The following is a 17,300-nucleotide window of genomic DNA, read 5'->3' on the forward strand; positions in this document are numbered from 1 at the left end:
GGTATACTTAACTTTGATTATTTACCAATTATGTGATATAATTTTTTATTGCGTGAAAAGACGAAAAAATATATATAAAATAGGAGTGTTACCATGTCTGAAAAATTCGAAATTGGTGCGGTAGTTACTGGTAAAGTAACTGGTATTCAACCATACGGTGCTTTTGTTGCTTTAGATGATTCAACTCAAGGTTTAGTTCATATTTCTGAAATTACTCACGGATTCGTTAAAGATATCAACGAACATTTAAAAGTGGGCGATGAAGTAAAAGTTAAAGTTCTTTCCATCGATTCAGCTGCTGGAAAAATCGGCTTATCGATTCGTGCTACAGAAGAAGCTCCTGAGCGTACTGAAGCTCCGAAAAAAGCTCCGAAAAAACGCCAAGCATCTGTTAAAGCAACATCTCACATCGAATCTACTGAAGGTTTCAACACATTGAAAGACAAACTTCAAGAGTGGATTGAACAATCTCAACGCGAAGACTTAATCAAAAAATAATTTTGTAAACCGGCAAATTTGATTTGTCGGTTTTTTTTTGTCCATTTTAGTTCTTGGCTGTCTTGTAATAATGAGACAGAGTTACCTCTACCTATCGCGTATTGGCAGGCGGGGCATAGGAATGAAATAAAGCCGGTCATGTAACCCATGGTCCGGCTTTATTATATAGGTCATAAACAATGTCCCATGAACTTAAGATTTTTAACGAGTCGGTCTGGTTTCAGGCTCTCTAGAAATTTCAGGACTAGGTTTGAAGAGAAGTCCAAGATTAACAAGACCGGCAATTCCAACCAATCCATAAATGATCCGTGCCAAAGTAGCATCTTGTCCACCGAAAATAGAGGCGACTAAGTCAAATTGGAAAAATCCAATTAATCCCCAATTTATTGCTCCGATTATTGTAAGTACAAGTGCAGTTCTTTGTATTCCACTCATTGTACATCCTCCTTTTAAAATAGGTTAGTTCATTACTTATCATGCTTTTTCATCATGTAAATATACATCCTTACAAAAGTACCGGACGGATATTTTGTATTTACCTGGAACATTGGTCATAATGAAGAAAAGTAAAAACATTCATGGACAAAGTGGACGCAATATAGTCGCGAAAGTGGTCTATGTGATATAAAAAGGAGAGATATCCATTGGAGAATTTCACTTATAAAAATCCTACTAAAGTAATTTTCGGGAAAGGTCAGCTTGAAAGCTTAAAATCGGAAATACCCTCTTACGGTAATAAAGTTTTGCTTGTATACGGTGGAGGAAGCATTAAGAAAAATGGCTTATATGAAAAAGTAATCAATGCCTTGAAAGAGATTGATGCAGAGGTATACGAACTTTCCGGAGTTGAACCGAATCCACGCATCTCAACGGTCCGAAAAGGTGTGGATATTTGTAAAGAACATCGTATCGATTTTGTACTTGCTGTTGGCGGTGGAAGCGTTATAGACGCTACAAAGGCCATTGTTGCAGGTGCTAAATATGAGGGGGACCCATGGGATCTCGTCATTAAAAAGGCACCAGTCGAAGAAGCCCTTCCATTTGGAACGGTACTGACGTTAGCTGCAACGGGCTCTGAAGCAAATTCAGGCTCTGTCATAACAAACTGGGAAACGAAAGAGAAATATGGATGGGGAAGTCCATTGGTATTTCCTCAATTCTCGATTTTGGATCCTGAAAATACTTTTTCGGTTCCAAAAGATCAAACGGTATACGGAATGGTTGATATGATGTCACATGTGTTCGAAACGTACTTCCATCCGGAAACGCATGCACCTCTTCAGGATCGTTTTTGTGAATCGCTGTTATTGACCGTTATTGAAACGGCTCCTAAATTATTGGAAGAACTTGAGGATTATGAGCATCGTGCCACTATCTTATACGCGGGAAATCTAGCCTTGAATGGTTCACTTGGGGTTGGTTACAGTGGTGATTGGGCAACTCATAACATTGAGCACGCCGTTTCAGCGGTTTATGATATCCCTCACGCCGGCGGATTGGCGATCTTATTCCCGAATTGGATGAAACATGTGCTCCATGAAAATGTCACACGTTTTAAACAAGTTGCAGTCCGCGTGTTCCATGTCGATCCTGAAGGTAAAACGGATGAGGAAGCGGCATTAGAGGGCATTGAACGACTTCGGGCATTTTGGAGCAGCTTAGGGGCTCCGACCAATCTCTCGGATTATGGCATCGATGACTCACAGTTGGAAGTCATGGCTGATAAAGCGATGAGCAGAGGGGAATTTGGACGATTCAAAATCCTGAACCGTGAAGATGTCCTAGCCATTTTAAGGGCTTCATTATAATTCAGTGAAATGTTGCAGATCTCCCGCCTTGGCAGGTGGGAGAGTACTTTGAAAGGCATAATCCGTTTTTTTACTTTATGTTTTCTTGATTATGAGAATTACATCAGATAAAGTGAAAGGGAAAGTTAAAATTCGAGGAGGAATTGGAATGTCCCATATACGTTTCGATTATTCAAAAGCCCTGCCGTTTTTCGGGGAGCATGAAATAACTTATTTACAGGATGCTGTAAAAGTGGCACACCATTCTCTGCATGAACAGACAGGGGCAGGCAATGAATATCTTGGCTGGATTGATTTACCCGCCAATTATGATAAAGAAGAGTTCTCGCGAATCAAAAAAGCGGCAGCAAAAATAAAAGAAGATTCTGATGTGTTATTGGTTATCGGAATCGGTGGATCATACTTGGGAGCACGTGCGGCAGTTGAGATGCTTCAACATAGTTTTTATAACATTTTGCCTTCGGACAAAAGGAATACACCGCAGATTCTTTTTGTAGGTAACAATATAAGCTCTACATATATGCAAGACGTAATGGACCTATTGGAAAATAGGGATTTCTCAATCAATGTTATTTCTAAATCGGGTACAACCACTGAACCTGCACTAGCCTTCAGGATTTTCCGGAAACTGCTGGAACAAAAATATGGAGTGGAAGAAGCTAAAAGCCGTATTTATGCGACCACTGATAAAGAAAAGGGCGCATTAAAAACGGTGGCAACGGAGGAAGGCTTCCAAACTTTCGTAATCCCTGATGATGTTGGCGGACGTTATTCGGTTTTAACAGCCGTTGGGTTGCTTCCGATTGCGGTCAGCGGGGCGGATATTGATCAAATCATGGAGGGAGCTGAGCGTGCCAGGGTGGACTTCAGTTCTTCCGAGCTTGCTGATAATCAGGCCTACCAATATGCTGCGGTTCGTAATGTCCTATACAATAAAGGGAAAACCATTGAAATGCTGATAAACTATGAGCCTGGACTTCAATACTTCTCTGAGTGGTGGAAACAATTATTCGGAGAAAGTGAAGGAAAGGATCAAAAAGGGATTTTCCCTTCATCAGCTAACTTTTCAACTGATCTGCATTCATTAGGGCAGTATGTTCAGGAAGGTCGGCGTGACCTTTTTGAAACAGTCATCAAAGTGGAAAAGGCGCGTCATGAATTATTAATTGAAGAAGCGGATAATGACTTGGATGGTCTGAATTATCTTTCAGGGGAAACCGTTCAATTCGTCAATAATAAAGCATTCGAGGGTACGCTTTTAGCCCATACGGACGGTGGCGTTCCAAACCTGATCGTAACGGTTCCGCAGCTTGATGCATATACTTTTGGCTATCTTGTGTATTTCTTCGAAAAAGCTTGTGCAATGAGCGGTTACCTATTAGGTGTCAATCCGTTTGATCAGCCTGGAGTGGAAGCGTATAAAGTGAACATGTTTGCGCTTTTAGGCAAGCCGGGTTATGAAGAGAAAAAAGCGGAGCTAGAGCAGCGCTTATAATAAAAAAGGTATCAAGCAGATGTAATATACATCCAGCTTGGTACCTTTTTTTTGAACTTGCAAATTCTGCTCAAAAATGGTTCGGCAGTAGCATCAAGAGGTTAGGGAGACTGAGAGCGCGGCTCCAGTCCGATATAATTGGGTGAAACAGCTAAAGAAAAGCTGCAGGCGATCCAGCGGTTGCAACAGGAAATGCGCTAAATCGAGATGAGAGATCCAGCTATTGCAATTGGAGAAGTCGGGTGAAGCAACGAAGGTGAAAAGAGCTTGGAAATTATTATGGAGGCCCGATCTCCTTTATGCTAAGTATAGGGTCAATCCAGGTTTTTTTAATGACCTTTTGGTTATGCTAATAGAAAATTAGCGAAAGAGGTTTTTTACAATGATTAAAGTTTCTTCTGAGTTGGAAGGGAAAACATTCGGGCTGTTCGATCTGGAAACGAAGTTAAAACCGGAAGGCTATGTGATCGGCGGAGGCTGGGATTATGATCACGGGTCTTTTGATTATAAAATGGATGACAGTGATGGATACCAGTTCTTACGTGTTCCTTTCAAGGCTGTTGATGGTTCACTCGATAAGGATGGGGTAATGGTGGAACTTTTACAACCGTTTTTGTTATCTCATAAATACGAGGATGGTGTTGACGATGAAGGGAATATCGGTAACCTCTCTGCTTCCTTCAATCAGTTTGCTGAACCGGAAGACCCGGATGCTGAATTTCCTGAAAACTATATCTCTTATGGAAAATCGCTTGTCCGTGATTTGGAAAAGCTTTTATTACATTAATCTTCAATGATTAGTAGGGTATCATTAAGATGTATGATTACATCAAGAGGGGGCTTGATGACTGTCCTGCCTCCTGAAATGATACCGACCAATATCATGTTCTTGTCAATTAGCTTTACGCTCAACTGTTTGAAGGTTAATTCTGCCCATTCCATCTGAAGGGGCAGCTCTTTGACGTTCAATCCATGCCTTTCATTTTGCCCATCGGCATCCCAAAGAATCCCTTTAGATAAGCGATCCTGCATATAGTTACTTGCGAATTTATTCGTTTCGACGATCCCGTCCGCTCCAGCCCGTAAAGCGTTTCCCTTTTGTTCATACGTCAAAATCTCCACAAGACAATAAACGCTCGGATTCATGCCTTTGACAGCCAGTAACGTTAATATCGAGAACATATCCGTTTGCAGCTCGTCTTGCTTGAGGTCCGCTGTGATAAGGACACGTATGGCTTGTTTGATATTAGCTTTTTGCAAAACGGGATCCAATGTAGCTTTTCCTTGAACGAAGTGGATATTCGTTCTTGGAAGCGGGTGCTTTTGCAGCGTATCATCTATAAGAACAATGGATTGATGATGTTTAAGGTCATGGATGTTTTGGATGATTCTCTTGGAGCGTTCATTCCAGCCCACTATGATAATATGACCGCCGCCACTGAATTCTTTTTTTCCCGTTAAAAATTGCTGTTCGGTGGAAATGGACATTTTAGCAATATACGCAAAATAAGAGGTGACCAGGCCCGCACCTGACAATATGAGGATGATCCCAATGACTTTACCAAGATTGGTCACTGGCGTGTAATCTCCGTAACCTACCGTTGACATCGTCACGATTGCCCACCAGATGCCATCAAGTAAGGTGGGAAATCTCTTTGGCTCCACAAGGTGAATCACAATCCCGAATGAGAGCAAAAATAACGCGATGATGGAAAGCAATCTAATGATACGCGGAATTCTAGGAAAGGCGCTATTGAATGGACTGATTCGAATCATGTTTTCACACCCCTTAAGCTGTTCCTTTTAGTATGGTCAAAAAAAGCTTTGCTCATAAGGTGAAGGCGGAAAACTTTAAGTTATGAATTCCGGCAAATTAACTGGAAAACTGCAACTAGAATACGGGAAAATGACAAAAGCCCTCCGGAAAACGCCGGAAGGCTTTTGTGGTTGAGTCACGTATCCTGAACCTGGACTTCATGCTCGTTGATGGATTATATGCCCGTTTACGCTTTGGCATTCCAAGAAATTGAGGATAGGCTCATTCTGGCCTCAAACCCTTCTGCGTACGTTAAAGTTATCGCTGATGAGCAGCCAGTTTTGCGGGAAGGATAGGCCGAGTTTCCAATAACTCATCCCTCTCAAATTCAGTTCTTTAAGTAAATCGAATTTTGCCTGAATCGATCTGGCATCTTCAAACCATACCTCATGCTGCTTATCTTCAATATCTGTATATCTGAAATGTGGGGCCTGGGCGGTTTCATCATACTCGATGGCTACATTATTGGCCGCCGCAATTTGGATGGCCTGCTGAGGGCTTACAGCCTTGGCTGTGGATCCCTGAACAAAAGGCAGGGTCCAATTATAGCCGTAAAGGTTTTGACCCATCAGGATTTTGTTGGCGGGAATATCGGTGATGGCATATTCGAGTACATCGCGAACAGGTCCAATTGGAGACACTGCCATTGCTGGTCCGCCGCTAAATCCCCATTCGTAAGTCATGATGATAACAAAGTCGACGATTTCACCATGTGCCTTATAGTCATGTGCCTCATACCAGCGTCCTTTTTGTTCCGCACTTGTTTTCGGGGCAAGTGCCGTTGAAATGAACCATCCTTCTTTCTTGAATCGCTCCTTGGCTTTTCGGAGAAATTGATTATAGGCTTCTTTATCTGCCGGCCGCAAAAACTCAAAGTCAAAGTGGATATCCCTGAAACCGTATTTCTTGGCGGTTGCAACGATGTTGTTCAGGAATTTATTTTGAACGGAAGTATTCGTTAAGATGATTCGTCCGAGCTCATCGCTGAATTGGTCATTTTCCTGATTCGTGATCACCATCATTAAGACATTTTTGTTTTCCCTGGCGATGGCAGGGAAATCATCGAGCAAGGGCTCTTTTAAGGAGCCGTCACGAAGCACCTGGAAGCTGAATGGAGCTAAGTAGGTTAAATAGGGCGCAGCCTCTCTTGTGGCCGTCACAAGGGCAGGTGCGACGGTCGTACCCCTCGGCTCGACATAGCCGTTGAATTCGGCGGTCCTTTTCTTACGTGCCGGAACATAGAGACGATATCCCACGGATAAGGACTGATTTTCGGAAATTCCGTTTATTTTTGCCAATTCTTGAAAAGGGACATTAACCTTTTGGGAAATGGAATAAAGACTATCACCCGGTTGAACGAAATAATAGCTTCCGACAATTGGAATGACAAGGGCCTGCCCCGAAACAAGATTATTTGGGTTAGGAATCTTATTTGTTTCCACGAGCCGATCGACGGTTACGCTGTACGTCTGGGCGATGCCAAATAACGTCTGGCCTGGCCTAACCACATGTATTTGCAATTATTTTCCCTCCTACTGAAAGTTTCCTAACAGTTTATGAGCATAAAAAGAAATTCATGATAAAGAGCTTTGGATTGAAGGAATAGAAAAGAAAAAATAATTCAATAAATTGGCAATAATAATTTAAGCCTAAAATGCTAATTAATATTAGTAGGAGGTGAAAACAAATGGCAAACAACAATAACAGCAATCAACTAGTAGTAGCTGGTGCAGAGCAAGCTCTACAACAAATGAAGAATGAAATCGCTAGTGAATTTGGTGTAAACCTAGGTGCTGACACTACTTCTCGCGCTAACGGATCTGTTGGTGGGGAAATCACAAAACGTTTAGTACAAATGGCTGAGCAACAATTAGGCGGATATGCTCGTTAATTAACTGAATAAAAATGGATTAGAAAGAGAAGGAGCATCGCTCCTTCTCTTTCGCATTGTTCAGCTAGTTGCCTTCCAAGCCTTTAAAATTTTGATTGCCTTTTCAGGGAAGTCTGTCATGATAACGTCCACATCCATCTTAGCAAGCTTGATGATGTCCGTTTCATCATTGGCGACCCAAGGACGGATTTTGTATCCAAGTTTTTTTGCCGCTTCAGCTATGGCTTCAGTGAGGCTATTTTTATCAGGATGAAATCCGGATTCCATTTTTTCACTTAAGATTTCTTCGAAGTTATCAGGAAGCCCCTCGAACAATAAAGCACGTTCAAGTTCTGGAGCAAGCACCTTCGCTTTTTCAATCGATTCATGGTTGAAGGAGGAAAGGACCACCCGGCTTTCCATTCGATATTGACGAATTGCATCTATAATCTTCTGTTCGATTCCTTCGTAAGCGAGTTTATCCGTTTTTATTTCGATATTCATCAAAAGTGCATTACCCCTGGCCCAGTCGAAAACATCCGTTAAAAAAGGGATCGGCTCTCCAAGGAATTTCTTGGAGAATTTACCCCCGGCATCCGCTGTTTTCAGCATTTGTGCCGAATGATCTTTTACGTACCCTGTAAGTGAGGTCGTTCGATCAAGTGTTTCATCATGAATTATGACCAACTCCCCATCAGAACTAAGATGGACATCGAACTCGATTCCCTCTGCACCGATTTCTGCAGCCTTTTGAAAGGCGGCCATGGTATTTTCAGGGTGAGTTCCTTTGGACCCTCTATGGGCGAAAATTTTTATGCTTTGCAAATTCATCACTTCCCCTTTAAACTTTATCTAGAACCTATCATACATATACCCTTAAAATGTTTTAGCTATGTTTAATAGACAATGATTTAAACAACGAGTACAATACTAATGGTATTTCCATAAATAGGTGTTCGAATTATGAGGTGAAAATAATGAATATGTGGGAAATTTTTGTTGCGGTTGTCCTTGGGCTTGTTGAAGGATTAACTGAATTTGCTCCAGTATCGTCCACTGGGCATATGATTATCGTCGATGATTTATGGCTGAAGTCGAGCGAGCTTTACGGGAGTGAAGTGGCCAATGCGTTCAAGGTGGTCATCCAGCTTGGTTCGATACTGGCTGTAGTCGTGCTCTTCTGGGGGCGGTTTATGGACTTGCTTGGATTAAGAAGATTGAAGGACACATCTGCTGTGAAGGGCAAAAAGCTAAACCTATTGCAGATCATCGTCGGTTTGTTACCGGCTGCCGTTTTAGGTTTATTGTTCGAAGATTACATCGATGAAAATTTATTTACGATGAAGACGGTTATCGTCGGATTGTTCCTGGGCGCGTTATTGATGATTGCTGCGGATAAATTCCGTCCAAGGTTGACTGCTGAAACGGTTGACCAAATCACATATAAACAAGCCCTTGGAGTTGGGTTAATTCAATGTTTATCATTATGGCCTGGATTTTCCCGTTCAGGTTCAACGATTTCCGGCGGTGTGCTTTTAGGGATGAGCTATCGGGCTGCTTCCGATTTCACGTTCATCATGGCAGTGCCGATCATGGCAGGCGCCAGTCTGTTGAAAATCGTGAAATATTGGGAATTCTTCACACCTGATGTTTTGCCATTTTTTATCGCTGGTTTCATCAGTGCATTTATCTTTGCTTTATTCTGCATTCGCTTTTTCTTGAAATTAATCAATAAAGTTAAATTGACTCCATTTGCCATCTATCGGATTGTCTTGGCAGTTGTGCTTCTATTCATTATTTGGTAATACGAACCGAAGCATGAAAGAGGAGTGAAACCACCCTGTTTATATGGGGTGGTTTTTTTATGCCCGAAAAATATGCAGAGAATTACCGAAATGATATAACGAATGATTTTTATGTTTAGAGATTTTTAATTCGTTATTTTTGATAAAAAAATAGAATAATCTTTTGTATTGAAAAAAATATTCGGTTTTAAGTGCAGTTCCAGGCATAATTAGTAAAAAAAATATAAATGTAATATAGTCCCCTGAGCACAGTAATACCAATGGGTCTTGTTATTTACAAGAAGATTCTGACTATTACATAAACTATTCTTGGATAATTTTCATGATATAATTTTAGTATAAAATAAGTACATGTGTACACCTGGGGAGGACGTCATGGGAAATGACCAATTGAAGAAAACGGTTGGCTTTTGGGTTGGAACATCTATTGTAGTTGGTACAGTTATTGGTTCTGGTATTTTCATGAGACCTGGTGACGTGCTTGAGTTAAGCGGTAATTCAACCATGGGCTTGTTGGCTTGGTTGATAGGTGGTCTAATTACCCTGGCAAGCGGATTGACGATTGCGGAAGTGAGTACACGGATTCCTAAAACGGGAGGCTTATATGTTTATATGGAAGAAGTGTATGGAAAAGCATGGGGATTCCTATGCGGCTGGGTTCAAACATTGGTATATGGACCTGCAGTCATGGGTGCACTCAGTTTATACTTCGGGTTATTAGTCGCAGGAATATTTAATATCGCTTCAGACTACACTTTGGCAATAGGAATTCTTACGATTGTATTTATAGCAGGGATGAACCTGCTGGGGACAAAATACGGCGGTATGATACAAACCATATCGACCGTTGCTAAATTGATCCCCATCATTTTCATAGCAGTGTTCGGTATCGCACAAGGTGATATGCCTGTATTCAATATCAACAGTGAAGGTTCAATGAAAATCAGTATGGCCGGTGCGATTTTGGCTACGCTCTGGGCGTATGATGGCTGGATGAATGTCGGCTTCATGGCAGGAGAAATGAAAAACCCGCAGAAAACGTTGCCGAGAGCAATCATAACGGGCTTAGTCGTGGTCATGGTCGCTTACTTAGCTGTAAACCTTGCCATGCTTCATGTATTGGGAGCAGAGGGAGTCATAGCTCATGGTACGAATGCAGCGAATGTTGCGGCAACGCTTCTATTTGGTGAATTGGGCGGGAAATTGATATCAATCGGAATAGCGATTTCAATCTTCGGTTGCTTGAACGGAAAGCTTCTGACCTTTCCGCGCATAACATTTGCGATGGCGAATGATAAAATGATGCCTGGCCATAAACAAATCGGGAAAATATCGCCCAAGTTTAAAACGCCAATAAATGCGACGATATTACAAGTGATCATTGCAATCATCATGATGGTTGCAACAGACCCTGACAAACTTACCAATATGGCCGTCTTCTCTGTCTTCTGTTTTTATGGATTAGCCTTCTTTGCGGTCTTTATCTTACGGAAGAAAGATCCGGATGCGAAAACGTATAAAGTACCATTCTACCCATTGATTCCCATCGTGGCGATTGCTGGTGCAATATATATTGTTTTAAGCACATTAATCCAAACACCTTTAAATGCCCTGTACTCGGTGATCATCCTCATTATAGGTATGCCTGTATATTGGCTTCTTAAAAAAAGTGAGCGGAATGATAAACGGTCATATTAATGAAAAACCCTTCACTCCGTGCAGTGAAGGTTTTTTTTATAAATTGCTGGAACGAAACTCCCCTTTGGACAAAAGTGGTGAAATAGACAACTTAGTCAGTTCGTATTAACATAGGGGAAAAGTTTAAAAGTGAAGGGTCTGAATTAACGTGAATTATATTGAGCCAGCTGGTAAATCATTCAGGAAGACAATCTTGGCTTTATTTCTTGGCAGCTTTGTAACGTTTGCCGATCTATATAGCACGCAACCGGTCATTCCGGTATTCGCCAAGCAATTCGGCGTTTCTCCGGCAATGGCAAGTCTGACATTATCTTTTGCAACAGGAACGCTTGCCATATGTTTATTGCTTGTTTCCTTTTTCTCTGAAAATATCGATAGGAAAAAAATAATGGGGACAGCGCTCACGTTGTCTGCTTTGTTATCCATATGTGTCAGCTTCATCCATGATGACTTATACATCCTGATTGCAATACGAGCGATTCAAGGAGCTGTGCTTGCTGGATTCCCGGCAATAGCCATGGCCTACATCAATGAAGAATTTCATCCGAAAAGTCTGGGCTATGTGATGGGAATTTACGTGAGTGGTTCGAGCATTGGAGGATTGGCTGGCAGGCTGATTGTAGGGGTCCTGACTGATCACTTCTCATGGAACATAGCGATTGGCAGCCTTGGAGCTTTAAGTTTGGCCATCAGTCTGGCTTTTTGGTGGATGCTTCCTCCTTCGCATCATGCTGTCCGCGTAGGAGTCTCAGTATCGAGAATAAAAACATCTCTGATTAATAACTTAAGGAATAGCAGACTAGTACTCTTATTCGGTATGGCTTTCCTATTAATGGGCTCGTTTGTTACGGTTTATAACTTTGTGGGTATACCATTAATGGGACCGCCATATCATTTATCACAGACATTGATCGGCTTCATTTTCATTATTTATCTTGTTGGAACATTTAGTTCTACATGGATGGGGAAGCTTGCGGATCAATATAGTCGGAGGCTCGTTCTTCTTTCTGGAATCGCAATCATGCTAGTGGGTGCCCTTTTAACGTTATTGGATCCGCTTATGCTGAAAATAATCGGGCTTGCCCTGTTTACATTTGGCTTTTTTGGAGCTCATTCAATTGCGAGCAGCTGGGTTGGGAGTTTAGCCGAAAAAAGTGAAAAGGCACAGGCATCCTCTTTATATCTACTATTTTACTATGCTGGGTCTAGTGTCATTGGGGCATCAGGCGGTTTATTTCTGATGAGGTTCGGCTGGGGAGGGGTCATCTCGGCTGTATCCATTCTAATCGTTCTGGCGGCTATTTGTGCAATGATGGTTGAAAAAGTGAAAATCGCTAAATAAAATGATCTTTTCTATCATGATTTTCTGGAATCCTGAATATAATCTAGTGAAAATGGATATTGAATAATAGATTGATAAGAGAAGAGGTTAATAGATAGAGTGAAACGAAAAGCAGTAATTCTCGTTGGGTTAATAGCCGTTTTAATTATATTATTCGTTGTATACTTAACAAGTCCGGGCAGGTTGGAAAAAGTGGAGATTGTTGAAAAATACTATCCTCATTTCTCCGATGGCAAGGCGGTCGGTTTTAAGACGAACAAAGTCATTGATGTGACGGAAACCGAAGAGGGTTCCAATTGCGCAATGAAGTTCAGCAATGGGAAAACGTTGGAAATAGATTGTGACCGTTATTTAACATACAAAATTGATGAAACAGTCTATATAACTACCGAGGGAAACCATGTGAAGGAAATTCGGAGAAAAAGATAGTGTCAAACAGTAAATAATGGCGGAAGAGCTGAGTTTGTTTAAAAAACGAATTCAGCTCTTTTATTTTATCCATTCAAAAACCCAGGCCATGTTGGACTGGGCTTTTTCATTTTTTATCTTTGCTTTTACCTTTATCCTTTTTATTACGCCGTAGTACATCCAATATCCTGCGGCTGTTATTTTTACTGTTTATCAGTTCGACTAAATCGCTCATGTTTTCTGATTCAAAGTCTTGTTGATCTTTTTTCATGGTAATCCCTCCAAGTCATATATCGTTTACCCTTTTTAAGAAAAGGGTAAACGTCTATTATCATATTGGTAATAGAAGGAATTTATATCCTTAATCATTAATAGTTTGATAAAATGTGATAAAAGCCCTGTATGGGAGGTTTACATGGAAGAATTAAGAATGATCGGTGAAAAAATTGAAAAATTCAAATATATTTTAGTGGAACATATCGAGTTGTTTGAAGAAGAGGACCCACTCCTTGATTTTGAAACAAGTAAAGAGGTAAGGTCACAGCTCATTCAAATTCATGCAGATGCTTTGATTCATGGTAAGGAACAAGCGATGGAAAGTATGAAAGTAACGGGCATGACAATTGGAAAGCGCATCGTGGATATGGGCGTTCCTTTAGATAAGAATATCGGGGAAGCTCAGCTGGTGCGTAACCTTTTCTGGAGTTTCATTGAAGAAGAGGTAAGCAACCGTTATTACTCGATTGAAATTTTGCTAAAGGCAAGTTCGATAATTGATGCAATCCTTGACCAATACATTCATTGTGTGAGTATTAGTTATGTGAATCATTATAAACAAATGGCAAAAGCGGCAAAGGATTCTTTGAAGAAGATAAAAGAAAACCAAGAAGTCATGGAAGAATTGGCAACTCCGATCGTTCAGACTTTTTTAAAGGATGTCCTGCTTATACCGTTGATCGGGCGCATTGATGATTGGAGAATGGAGTCGATGCAATCGACGGTGCTGCAAAAATGTGCAGATTTTCATGCGGAAGTATTGATCATGGATTTCTCCGGCATTATCTTTACGAAGGAAAGTAATGTACTTTCCCTGCTCGATCAATTGGTGGGGGCACTGTCGTTGATGGGAACGGAAACGATGTTCGTCGGTTTCACTCCCGATGTGGTGAAACAAATTGAAAAATTAGATTTTGCTAACCAGGTAGAAGCTTTTCTATCCTTCGCGCAGGCTATGGAATACCTCTTTAAACAGAGAGGACTGGCAATTCAACCAATATGATGGAGGTATCCTTTTTCAGGATATCTTTTTTTGTATGACGAAGTATTTATGGAGTTTGAGTTTTATCCTTTTATCATCCTAATGATATTTCTTCATGGTATAGTGAAATGGCGGAAAGAGCATGTTGCACATACCCCGCCCTTGTGACGAATGGAAAAAACGTGAATGGTGAGACACATACAGAAACAACTCTCAAACAGATGAGTCATATAAGGCTTAAAGGAAGGTGGATGAAGAGTGTTTTTTAAGAAGAAAAATGATGATCTGGAACCGGATGAAAAATGGTATTGTATAGGAATCATGACAGATAACGGATTGGAAGACGAAGAATATGATGCACTGTCAAAGCGCATCCTCGACTCGGTCCAAAATGTGACGGTCATATCGGATTTGGTCAGGGTGGAATGGGATCAAGAAAAATTACGAAACTTGAACGACCATTTTTTGTACCCCGCATTTTCTGACCCTTGTTTTATCATCAACGAATTCATACCAGAGGATATAAAAAGGGAAAGAAAACTTCTGGAGAAAAACCATAAATGGAAGAGGCTCTTTGGTTTACTTTCCATGGTTGAATACATGGAAGCCGAGACGAAGGCGGCCCATGACTTTGATAAGGCCCTTTTTTATTCCGATGATGTAGATAAAGTGATTGAATACATAATTAAAAATAGCTGACCTTCCCCTAACATCGATACATAGTATCGGTGTTTTTGTATCGATTAACGTTTATAGGGAATCGTGATAATAATTTAATCCTCACTTCAGGAAAATCAAAAAATCGCTATGATACTTGGGGAAAAGAGAGAAAGTTGGGAAGTTGGTAGGAAAGCTGGGATGAAATGCGGAATACCTTAAGTAGAAAGTTAGAGAGAGAGAGTTTTATAGGGAAAGGGAGATGAATTGATGGAAGTTGCCGTGCCCCAGCAAAAACCAAAACGGAAGTGGAGAAAACGTGCACTATGGAGTTTTGGAATCCTGATTTTACTTTTGCTGTCTGTCTTGATTGCAGCAAATGTATTTCTATCAAGACCCTTGCCGGAAACAAAGGGGGAAATATCGCTTCCAGGTCTTTTGGAAGCGGTTACAGTTGTGAGGGATTCCAGTGGTGTCCCTCATATTAACGCTGCAAATGAACATGATTTATATTTAGCACAAGGGTACATCCAAGCACAAGACCGTTTATTTCAATTGGATTTAAGCAGGCGTCAGGCGTCAGGAAGATTGAGTGAAGTGATTGGTGAGAAAACCGTCAAGAATGATAAATATTTCCGCACACTTGGGTTGAGGCGGGCAGCTGAGGCCTCCTATGCAGAATATACAAGTGACGGGAAAGAAGCCTTGGATGTATTTGCAGAAGGGGTCAATCTTTATATCGATGAATTGAAGGAGAATGGAAAATGGCCGGTCGAGTTCACTTTACTTGGATACGAACCAGAGCCATGGACACCCGTCGATTCGCTCACCATCGGTAAATATATGGCTTTTGATTTAGGCGGGAACTGGGAAGATCAGGCGTTTAGACAGTATTTGCTGCAAACTTTCCCAAAGGAAAAAGCGTATGATTTATTCCCGAATTATCCAAAGAACGCTCCTTATATTATAAGTAAGGAAGAACTGGATATTGAAAAAAGTTTCGCTGGGGCCGTTATTCCTTATGAATTCAATGGCAGCAATAACTGGGTTGTATCGGGTAAGAAAACGGATTCCGGTCAGCCGCTTTTGGCAGACGATCCTCATCTAGGGTTAGCTACACCGTCCGTTTGGTATCAAATGCATTTGGAGGCCCCGTCAGTCAATGTGAGCGGTGTTATCTTTGCCGGGGTTCCGGGAATTATTCTTGGTCATAACGAAAAGATCGCTTGGGGTGTGACCAATACAGGTCCGGATGTCCAGGATCTGTTTATTGAAAAGAGAAACCCGGAAAATGAGATGGAATTTGCCTTCAAAGATAAATGGAAAAAAGCAAAAATCTTGGACGAACCGATCAAGGTGAAGGATGGGAAGACACTTGACTATAAAGTGACGGTTACCCGCCATGGACCGGTTGTCTCCGAGTTTGCCGGCAAAAGCGGAAAAGATACTGTGCTTGCATTAAGGTGGACGGCACTTGATCCATCTGCCGAGCTTGAAGCCGTATTGAATATGAATAAAGCGGCAAACTGGAAAGATTTCGAAAAGGCACTACTGAAATTTGAAACGCCGGCACAGAATTTCGTCTTTGCCTCGGTCGATGGGACCATTGCCTATAAGGCGAACGGCAAGATCCCAATCCGGAAAAAAGGAGATAGTATGCTGCCTGTACCTGGATGGACAGATGAATATGAATGGAAGGGCTATATTCCATTTGATGAACTTCCAAAAACGATCAATCCAAAAGAAGGGTTCATTTCGACAGCCAATAATAAAGTCATCTCAGATGATTACCCGTACCACATCAGCAATAACTGGGCACAGCCTTACCGTCAGATGAGGATACAGGAGTTTTTAAAGGCCAATAAAAAGCTTACGGCAGAGGATATGCAAAGTCTGCAGATGGATCAGGTGAATCTGCAAGCTAAGGAGTTTGTCCCTCAATTCCTGGAGGTATTGAAAGGCTCATCGGGTAAACAGGAAGACCAGGCTCTAAGGATTCTGAAGAAATGGAATCAGATTGACTCTGTTGATGAAGCGGCACCGATGATATTTAATGTCTGGATGAAAAAAATAGGGGAAGTCCTGCTTACAGAAGAAATACTTGAGGAGACCCTCAACCTCTTTAATGGAAGACGTTCTGCAGTCGATGAACTGCTGAGACGGGCACTGGACGGAAAGCCAGGTCCTTGGATTGAAGAGGCAGGCGGACTAGAACAGGTACTCGCAAAGTCGTTGCAGGAGACGTTAGGGGAACTGGAAGAATCACAAGGTGACGATATAGCTGATTGGGAATGGGGAGACTATCATCAGGTAAGGTTTAACCACCCGCTATCGAGTGTCACCCCGTTAAATCTATTGTTTAACAGCGGCGGTGGATTGCCGGTCGGCGGCAGCAGTGTCACCGTACAGGCAGCGGCATTTTTAGATGACGGAACCGTTAATCATGGGGGCTCCTGGAGATTTGTCATCGACCTATCCGACATGAGTCAGGCCTATCACCTCGTTGGCCCGGGCCAATCGGGTAACGTTAAAAGCGAATGGTACCACGATCAGCTTGATGATTGGGCAGAAGGTACTTATCACAAAACCGTATTAGCCGATCCAAAAGGGGATAAGCTGACATTGAATCCATCATACTGATAAAC

General features: G+C 41.6%; 17 protein-coding genes. 12 read left to right on the forward strand and 5 right to left on the reverse strand.

Annotation, left to right across the window (positions count from 1 at the left end):
- The first annotated feature begins 93 nt into the window (after nucleotides 1–93).
- On the forward strand, nucleotides 94–498 hold the full coding sequence (gene yugI, locus ACFWE9_RS17090) for a S1 domain-containing post-transcriptional regulator GSP13 (protein ID WP_061143894.1): 405 nt from the start codon (nucleotides 94–96) through the stop codon (nucleotides 496–498).
- A 201-nt stretch (nucleotides 499–699) separates the two neighbouring features.
- On the opposite strand, the gene ACFWE9_RS17095 is transcribed toward yugI, so the two are convergent.
- Nucleotides 700–933 (reverse strand): DUF378 domain-containing protein, encoded by a 234-nt coding sequence (locus ACFWE9_RS17095; protein WP_230159434.1) that lies wholly within the window; start codon nucleotides 931–933, stop codon nucleotides 700–702.
- 209 nt (nucleotides 934–1,142) lie between these two features.
- Here ACFWE9_RS17095 and ACFWE9_RS17100 point away from each other — a divergent pair, with 209 nt between their 5' ends.
- The 3 genes from ACFWE9_RS17100 (at nucleotide 1,143) to ACFWE9_RS17110 (ending at nucleotide 4,588) form a co-directional block, all read left to right on the forward strand.
- The gene (locus tag ACFWE9_RS17100) at nucleotides 1,143–2,306 is read left to right on the forward strand and encodes an iron-containing alcohol dehydrogenase (protein ID WP_377357827.1); all 1,164 of its coding nucleotides are present in this window, start codon (nucleotides 1,143–1,145) and stop codon (nucleotides 2,304–2,306) included.
- A 148-nt stretch (nucleotides 2,307–2,454) separates the two neighbouring features.
- Nucleotides 2,455–3,801: a glucose-6-phosphate isomerase gene (locus ACFWE9_RS17105; RefSeq protein ID WP_230159436.1), complete on the forward strand. Its 1,347-nt coding sequence runs from the start codon at nucleotides 2,455–2,457 to the stop codon at nucleotides 3,799–3,801.
- A 382-nt stretch (nucleotides 3,802–4,183) separates the two neighbouring features.
- Nucleotides 4,184–4,588, forward strand: a complete 405-nt coding sequence (locus tag ACFWE9_RS17110; RefSeq protein WP_230159437.1) for a YugN-like family protein — start codon at nucleotides 4,184–4,186, stop codon at nucleotides 4,586–4,588.
- Here the strand turns inward: ACFWE9_RS17110 and ACFWE9_RS17115 are convergent.
- Both ACFWE9_RS17115 and ACFWE9_RS17120 read right to left on the reverse strand, forming a co-directional pair.
- The gene (locus ACFWE9_RS17115; RefSeq protein WP_230159438.1) at nucleotides 4,585–5,577 is read right to left on the reverse strand and encodes a potassium channel family protein; all 993 of its coding nucleotides are present in this window, start codon (nucleotides 5,575–5,577) and stop codon (nucleotides 4,585–4,587) included. The genes ACFWE9_RS17110 and ACFWE9_RS17115 overlap by 4 nt on opposite strands.
- A 273-nt stretch (nucleotides 5,578–5,850) precedes the next feature.
- Entirely contained in the window at nucleotides 5,851–7,137 is a 1,287-nt protein-coding gene (locus tag ACFWE9_RS17120) for a glycoside hydrolase family 18 protein (protein ID WP_230159439.1), read from the reverse strand.
- Between the two features lie 167 nt (nucleotides 7,138–7,304).
- Between ACFWE9_RS17120 and ACFWE9_RS17125 the strand changes: the two genes are divergently transcribed.
- Nucleotides 7,305–7,508 carry an alpha/beta-type small acid-soluble spore protein gene (locus tag ACFWE9_RS17125; protein WP_063234094.1) on the forward strand — a complete coding sequence of 68 codons (204 nt, stop codon included), beginning with the start codon at nucleotides 7,305–7,307 and terminating at the stop codon, nucleotides 7,506–7,508.
- A gap of 60 nt (nucleotides 7,509–7,568) precedes the next feature.
- Here the strand turns inward: ACFWE9_RS17125 and ACFWE9_RS17130 are convergent, their stop codons facing one another.
- Nucleotides 7,569–8,312, reverse strand: a complete 744-nt coding sequence (locus ACFWE9_RS17130; protein ID WP_377357831.1) for a glycerophosphodiester phosphodiesterase — start codon at nucleotides 8,310–8,312, stop codon at nucleotides 7,569–7,571.
- A 152-nt stretch (nucleotides 8,313–8,464) separates the two neighbouring features.
- On the opposite strand from ACFWE9_RS17130, the gene ACFWE9_RS17135 reads away from it, so the two are divergent.
- The 4 genes from ACFWE9_RS17135 (at nucleotide 8,465) to ACFWE9_RS17150 (ending at nucleotide 12,761) form a co-directional block, all read left to right on the forward strand.
- Nucleotides 8,465–9,292 carry an undecaprenyl-diphosphate phosphatase gene (locus ACFWE9_RS17135; RefSeq protein WP_290370600.1) on the forward strand — a complete coding sequence of 276 codons (828 nt, stop codon included), beginning with the start codon at nucleotides 8,465–8,467 and terminating at the stop codon, nucleotides 9,290–9,292.
- Nucleotides 9,293–9,667: 375 nt separating this feature from the next.
- On the forward strand, nucleotides 9,668–10,990 hold the full coding sequence (locus ACFWE9_RS17140) for an APC family permease (protein ID WP_377357833.1): 1,323 nt from the start codon (nucleotides 9,668–9,670) through the stop codon (nucleotides 10,988–10,990).
- 148 nt (nucleotides 10,991–11,138) lie between these two features.
- The gene (locus tag ACFWE9_RS17145; protein WP_377357835.1) at nucleotides 11,139–12,332 is read left to right on the forward strand and encodes an MFS transporter; all 1,194 of its coding nucleotides are present in this window, start codon (nucleotides 11,139–11,141) and stop codon (nucleotides 12,330–12,332) included.
- A 99-nt stretch (nucleotides 12,333–12,431) separates the two neighbouring features.
- Complete coding sequence (locus tag ACFWE9_RS17150) at nucleotides 12,432–12,761, forward strand: hypothetical protein (protein ID WP_230159443.1); 330 nt, start codon at nucleotides 12,432–12,434, stop codon at nucleotides 12,759–12,761.
- A gap of 106 nt (nucleotides 12,762–12,867) precedes the next feature.
- Here ACFWE9_RS17150 and ACFWE9_RS17155 read toward each other — a convergent pair whose 3' ends face one another.
- Nucleotides 12,868–13,011: a hypothetical protein gene (locus ACFWE9_RS17155; RefSeq protein ID WP_230159444.1), complete on the reverse strand. Its 144-nt coding sequence runs from the start codon at nucleotides 13,009–13,011 to the stop codon at nucleotides 12,868–12,870.
- Between the two features lie 144 nt (nucleotides 13,012–13,155).
- On the opposite strand from ACFWE9_RS17155, the gene ACFWE9_RS17160 reads away from it, so the two are divergent.
- The 3 genes from ACFWE9_RS17160 to ACFWE9_RS17170 all read left to right on the forward strand — a co-directional run bounded on the left by ACFWE9_RS17160 (nucleotide 13,156) and on the right by ACFWE9_RS17170 (nucleotide 17,295).
- Complete coding sequence (locus ACFWE9_RS17160) at nucleotides 13,156–14,019, forward strand: STAS domain-containing protein (protein WP_377357838.1); 864 nt, start codon at nucleotides 13,156–13,158, stop codon at nucleotides 14,017–14,019.
- A 237-nt stretch (nucleotides 14,020–14,256) separates the two neighbouring features.
- Complete coding sequence (locus tag ACFWE9_RS17165; protein WP_377357840.1) at nucleotides 14,257–14,697, forward strand: hypothetical protein; 441 nt, start codon at nucleotides 14,257–14,259, stop codon at nucleotides 14,695–14,697.
- Nucleotides 14,698–14,925: 228 nt separating this feature from the next.
- A complete protein-coding gene (locus ACFWE9_RS17170; RefSeq protein WP_377357842.1) occupies nucleotides 14,926–17,295 on the forward strand; it encodes a penicillin acylase family protein in 2,370 nt (789 codons plus the stop codon).
- Nucleotides 17,296–17,300 lie beyond the last annotated feature (5 nt).

The organism is Peribacillus sp. NPDC060253 (assembly GCF_042727425.1).
In the GTDB taxonomy this organism is placed as follows: Bacteria; Bacillota; Bacilli; order Bacillales; family DSM-1321; genus Peribacillus.

Coding starts and splice junctions, on each gene's coding strand:
- yugI (WP_061143894.1), top strand. CDS start 94: ATGTCTGAAAAATTCGAAATTGGTGCGGTAGTTACTGGTAAAGTAACT.
- ACFWE9_RS17095 (WP_230159434.1), bottom strand. CDS start 933: ATGAGTGGAATACAAAGAACTGCACTTGTACTTACAATAATCGGAGCA.
- ACFWE9_RS17105 (WP_230159436.1), top strand. CDS start 2,455: ATGTCCCATATACGTTTCGATTATTCAAAAGCCCTGCCGTTTTTCGGG.
- ACFWE9_RS17110 (WP_230159437.1), top strand. CDS start 4,184: ATGATTAAAGTTTCTTCTGAGTTGGAAGGGAAAACATTCGGGCTGTTC.
- ACFWE9_RS17115 (WP_230159438.1), bottom strand. CDS start 5,577: ATGATTCGAATCAGTCCATTCAATAGCGCCTTTCCTAGAATTCCGCGT.
- ACFWE9_RS17125 (WP_063234094.1), top strand. CDS start 7,305: ATGGCAAACAACAATAACAGCAATCAACTAGTAGTAGCTGGTGCAGAG.
- ACFWE9_RS17135 (WP_290370600.1), top strand. CDS start 8,465: ATGAATATGTGGGAAATTTTTGTTGCGGTTGTCCTTGGGCTTGTTGAA.
- ACFWE9_RS17140 (WP_377357833.1), top strand. CDS start 9,668: ATGGGAAATGACCAATTGAAGAAAACGGTTGGCTTTTGGGTTGGAACA.
- ACFWE9_RS17155 (WP_230159444.1), bottom strand. CDS start 13,011: ATGAAAAAAGATCAACAAGACTTTGAATCAGAAAACATGAGCGATTTA.
- ACFWE9_RS17160 (WP_377357838.1), top strand. CDS start 13,156: ATGGAAGAATTAAGAATGATCGGTGAAAAAATTGAAAAATTCAAATAT.
- ACFWE9_RS17170 (WP_377357842.1), top strand. CDS start 14,926: ATGGAAGTTGCCGTGCCCCAGCAAAAACCAAAACGGAAGTGGAGAAAA.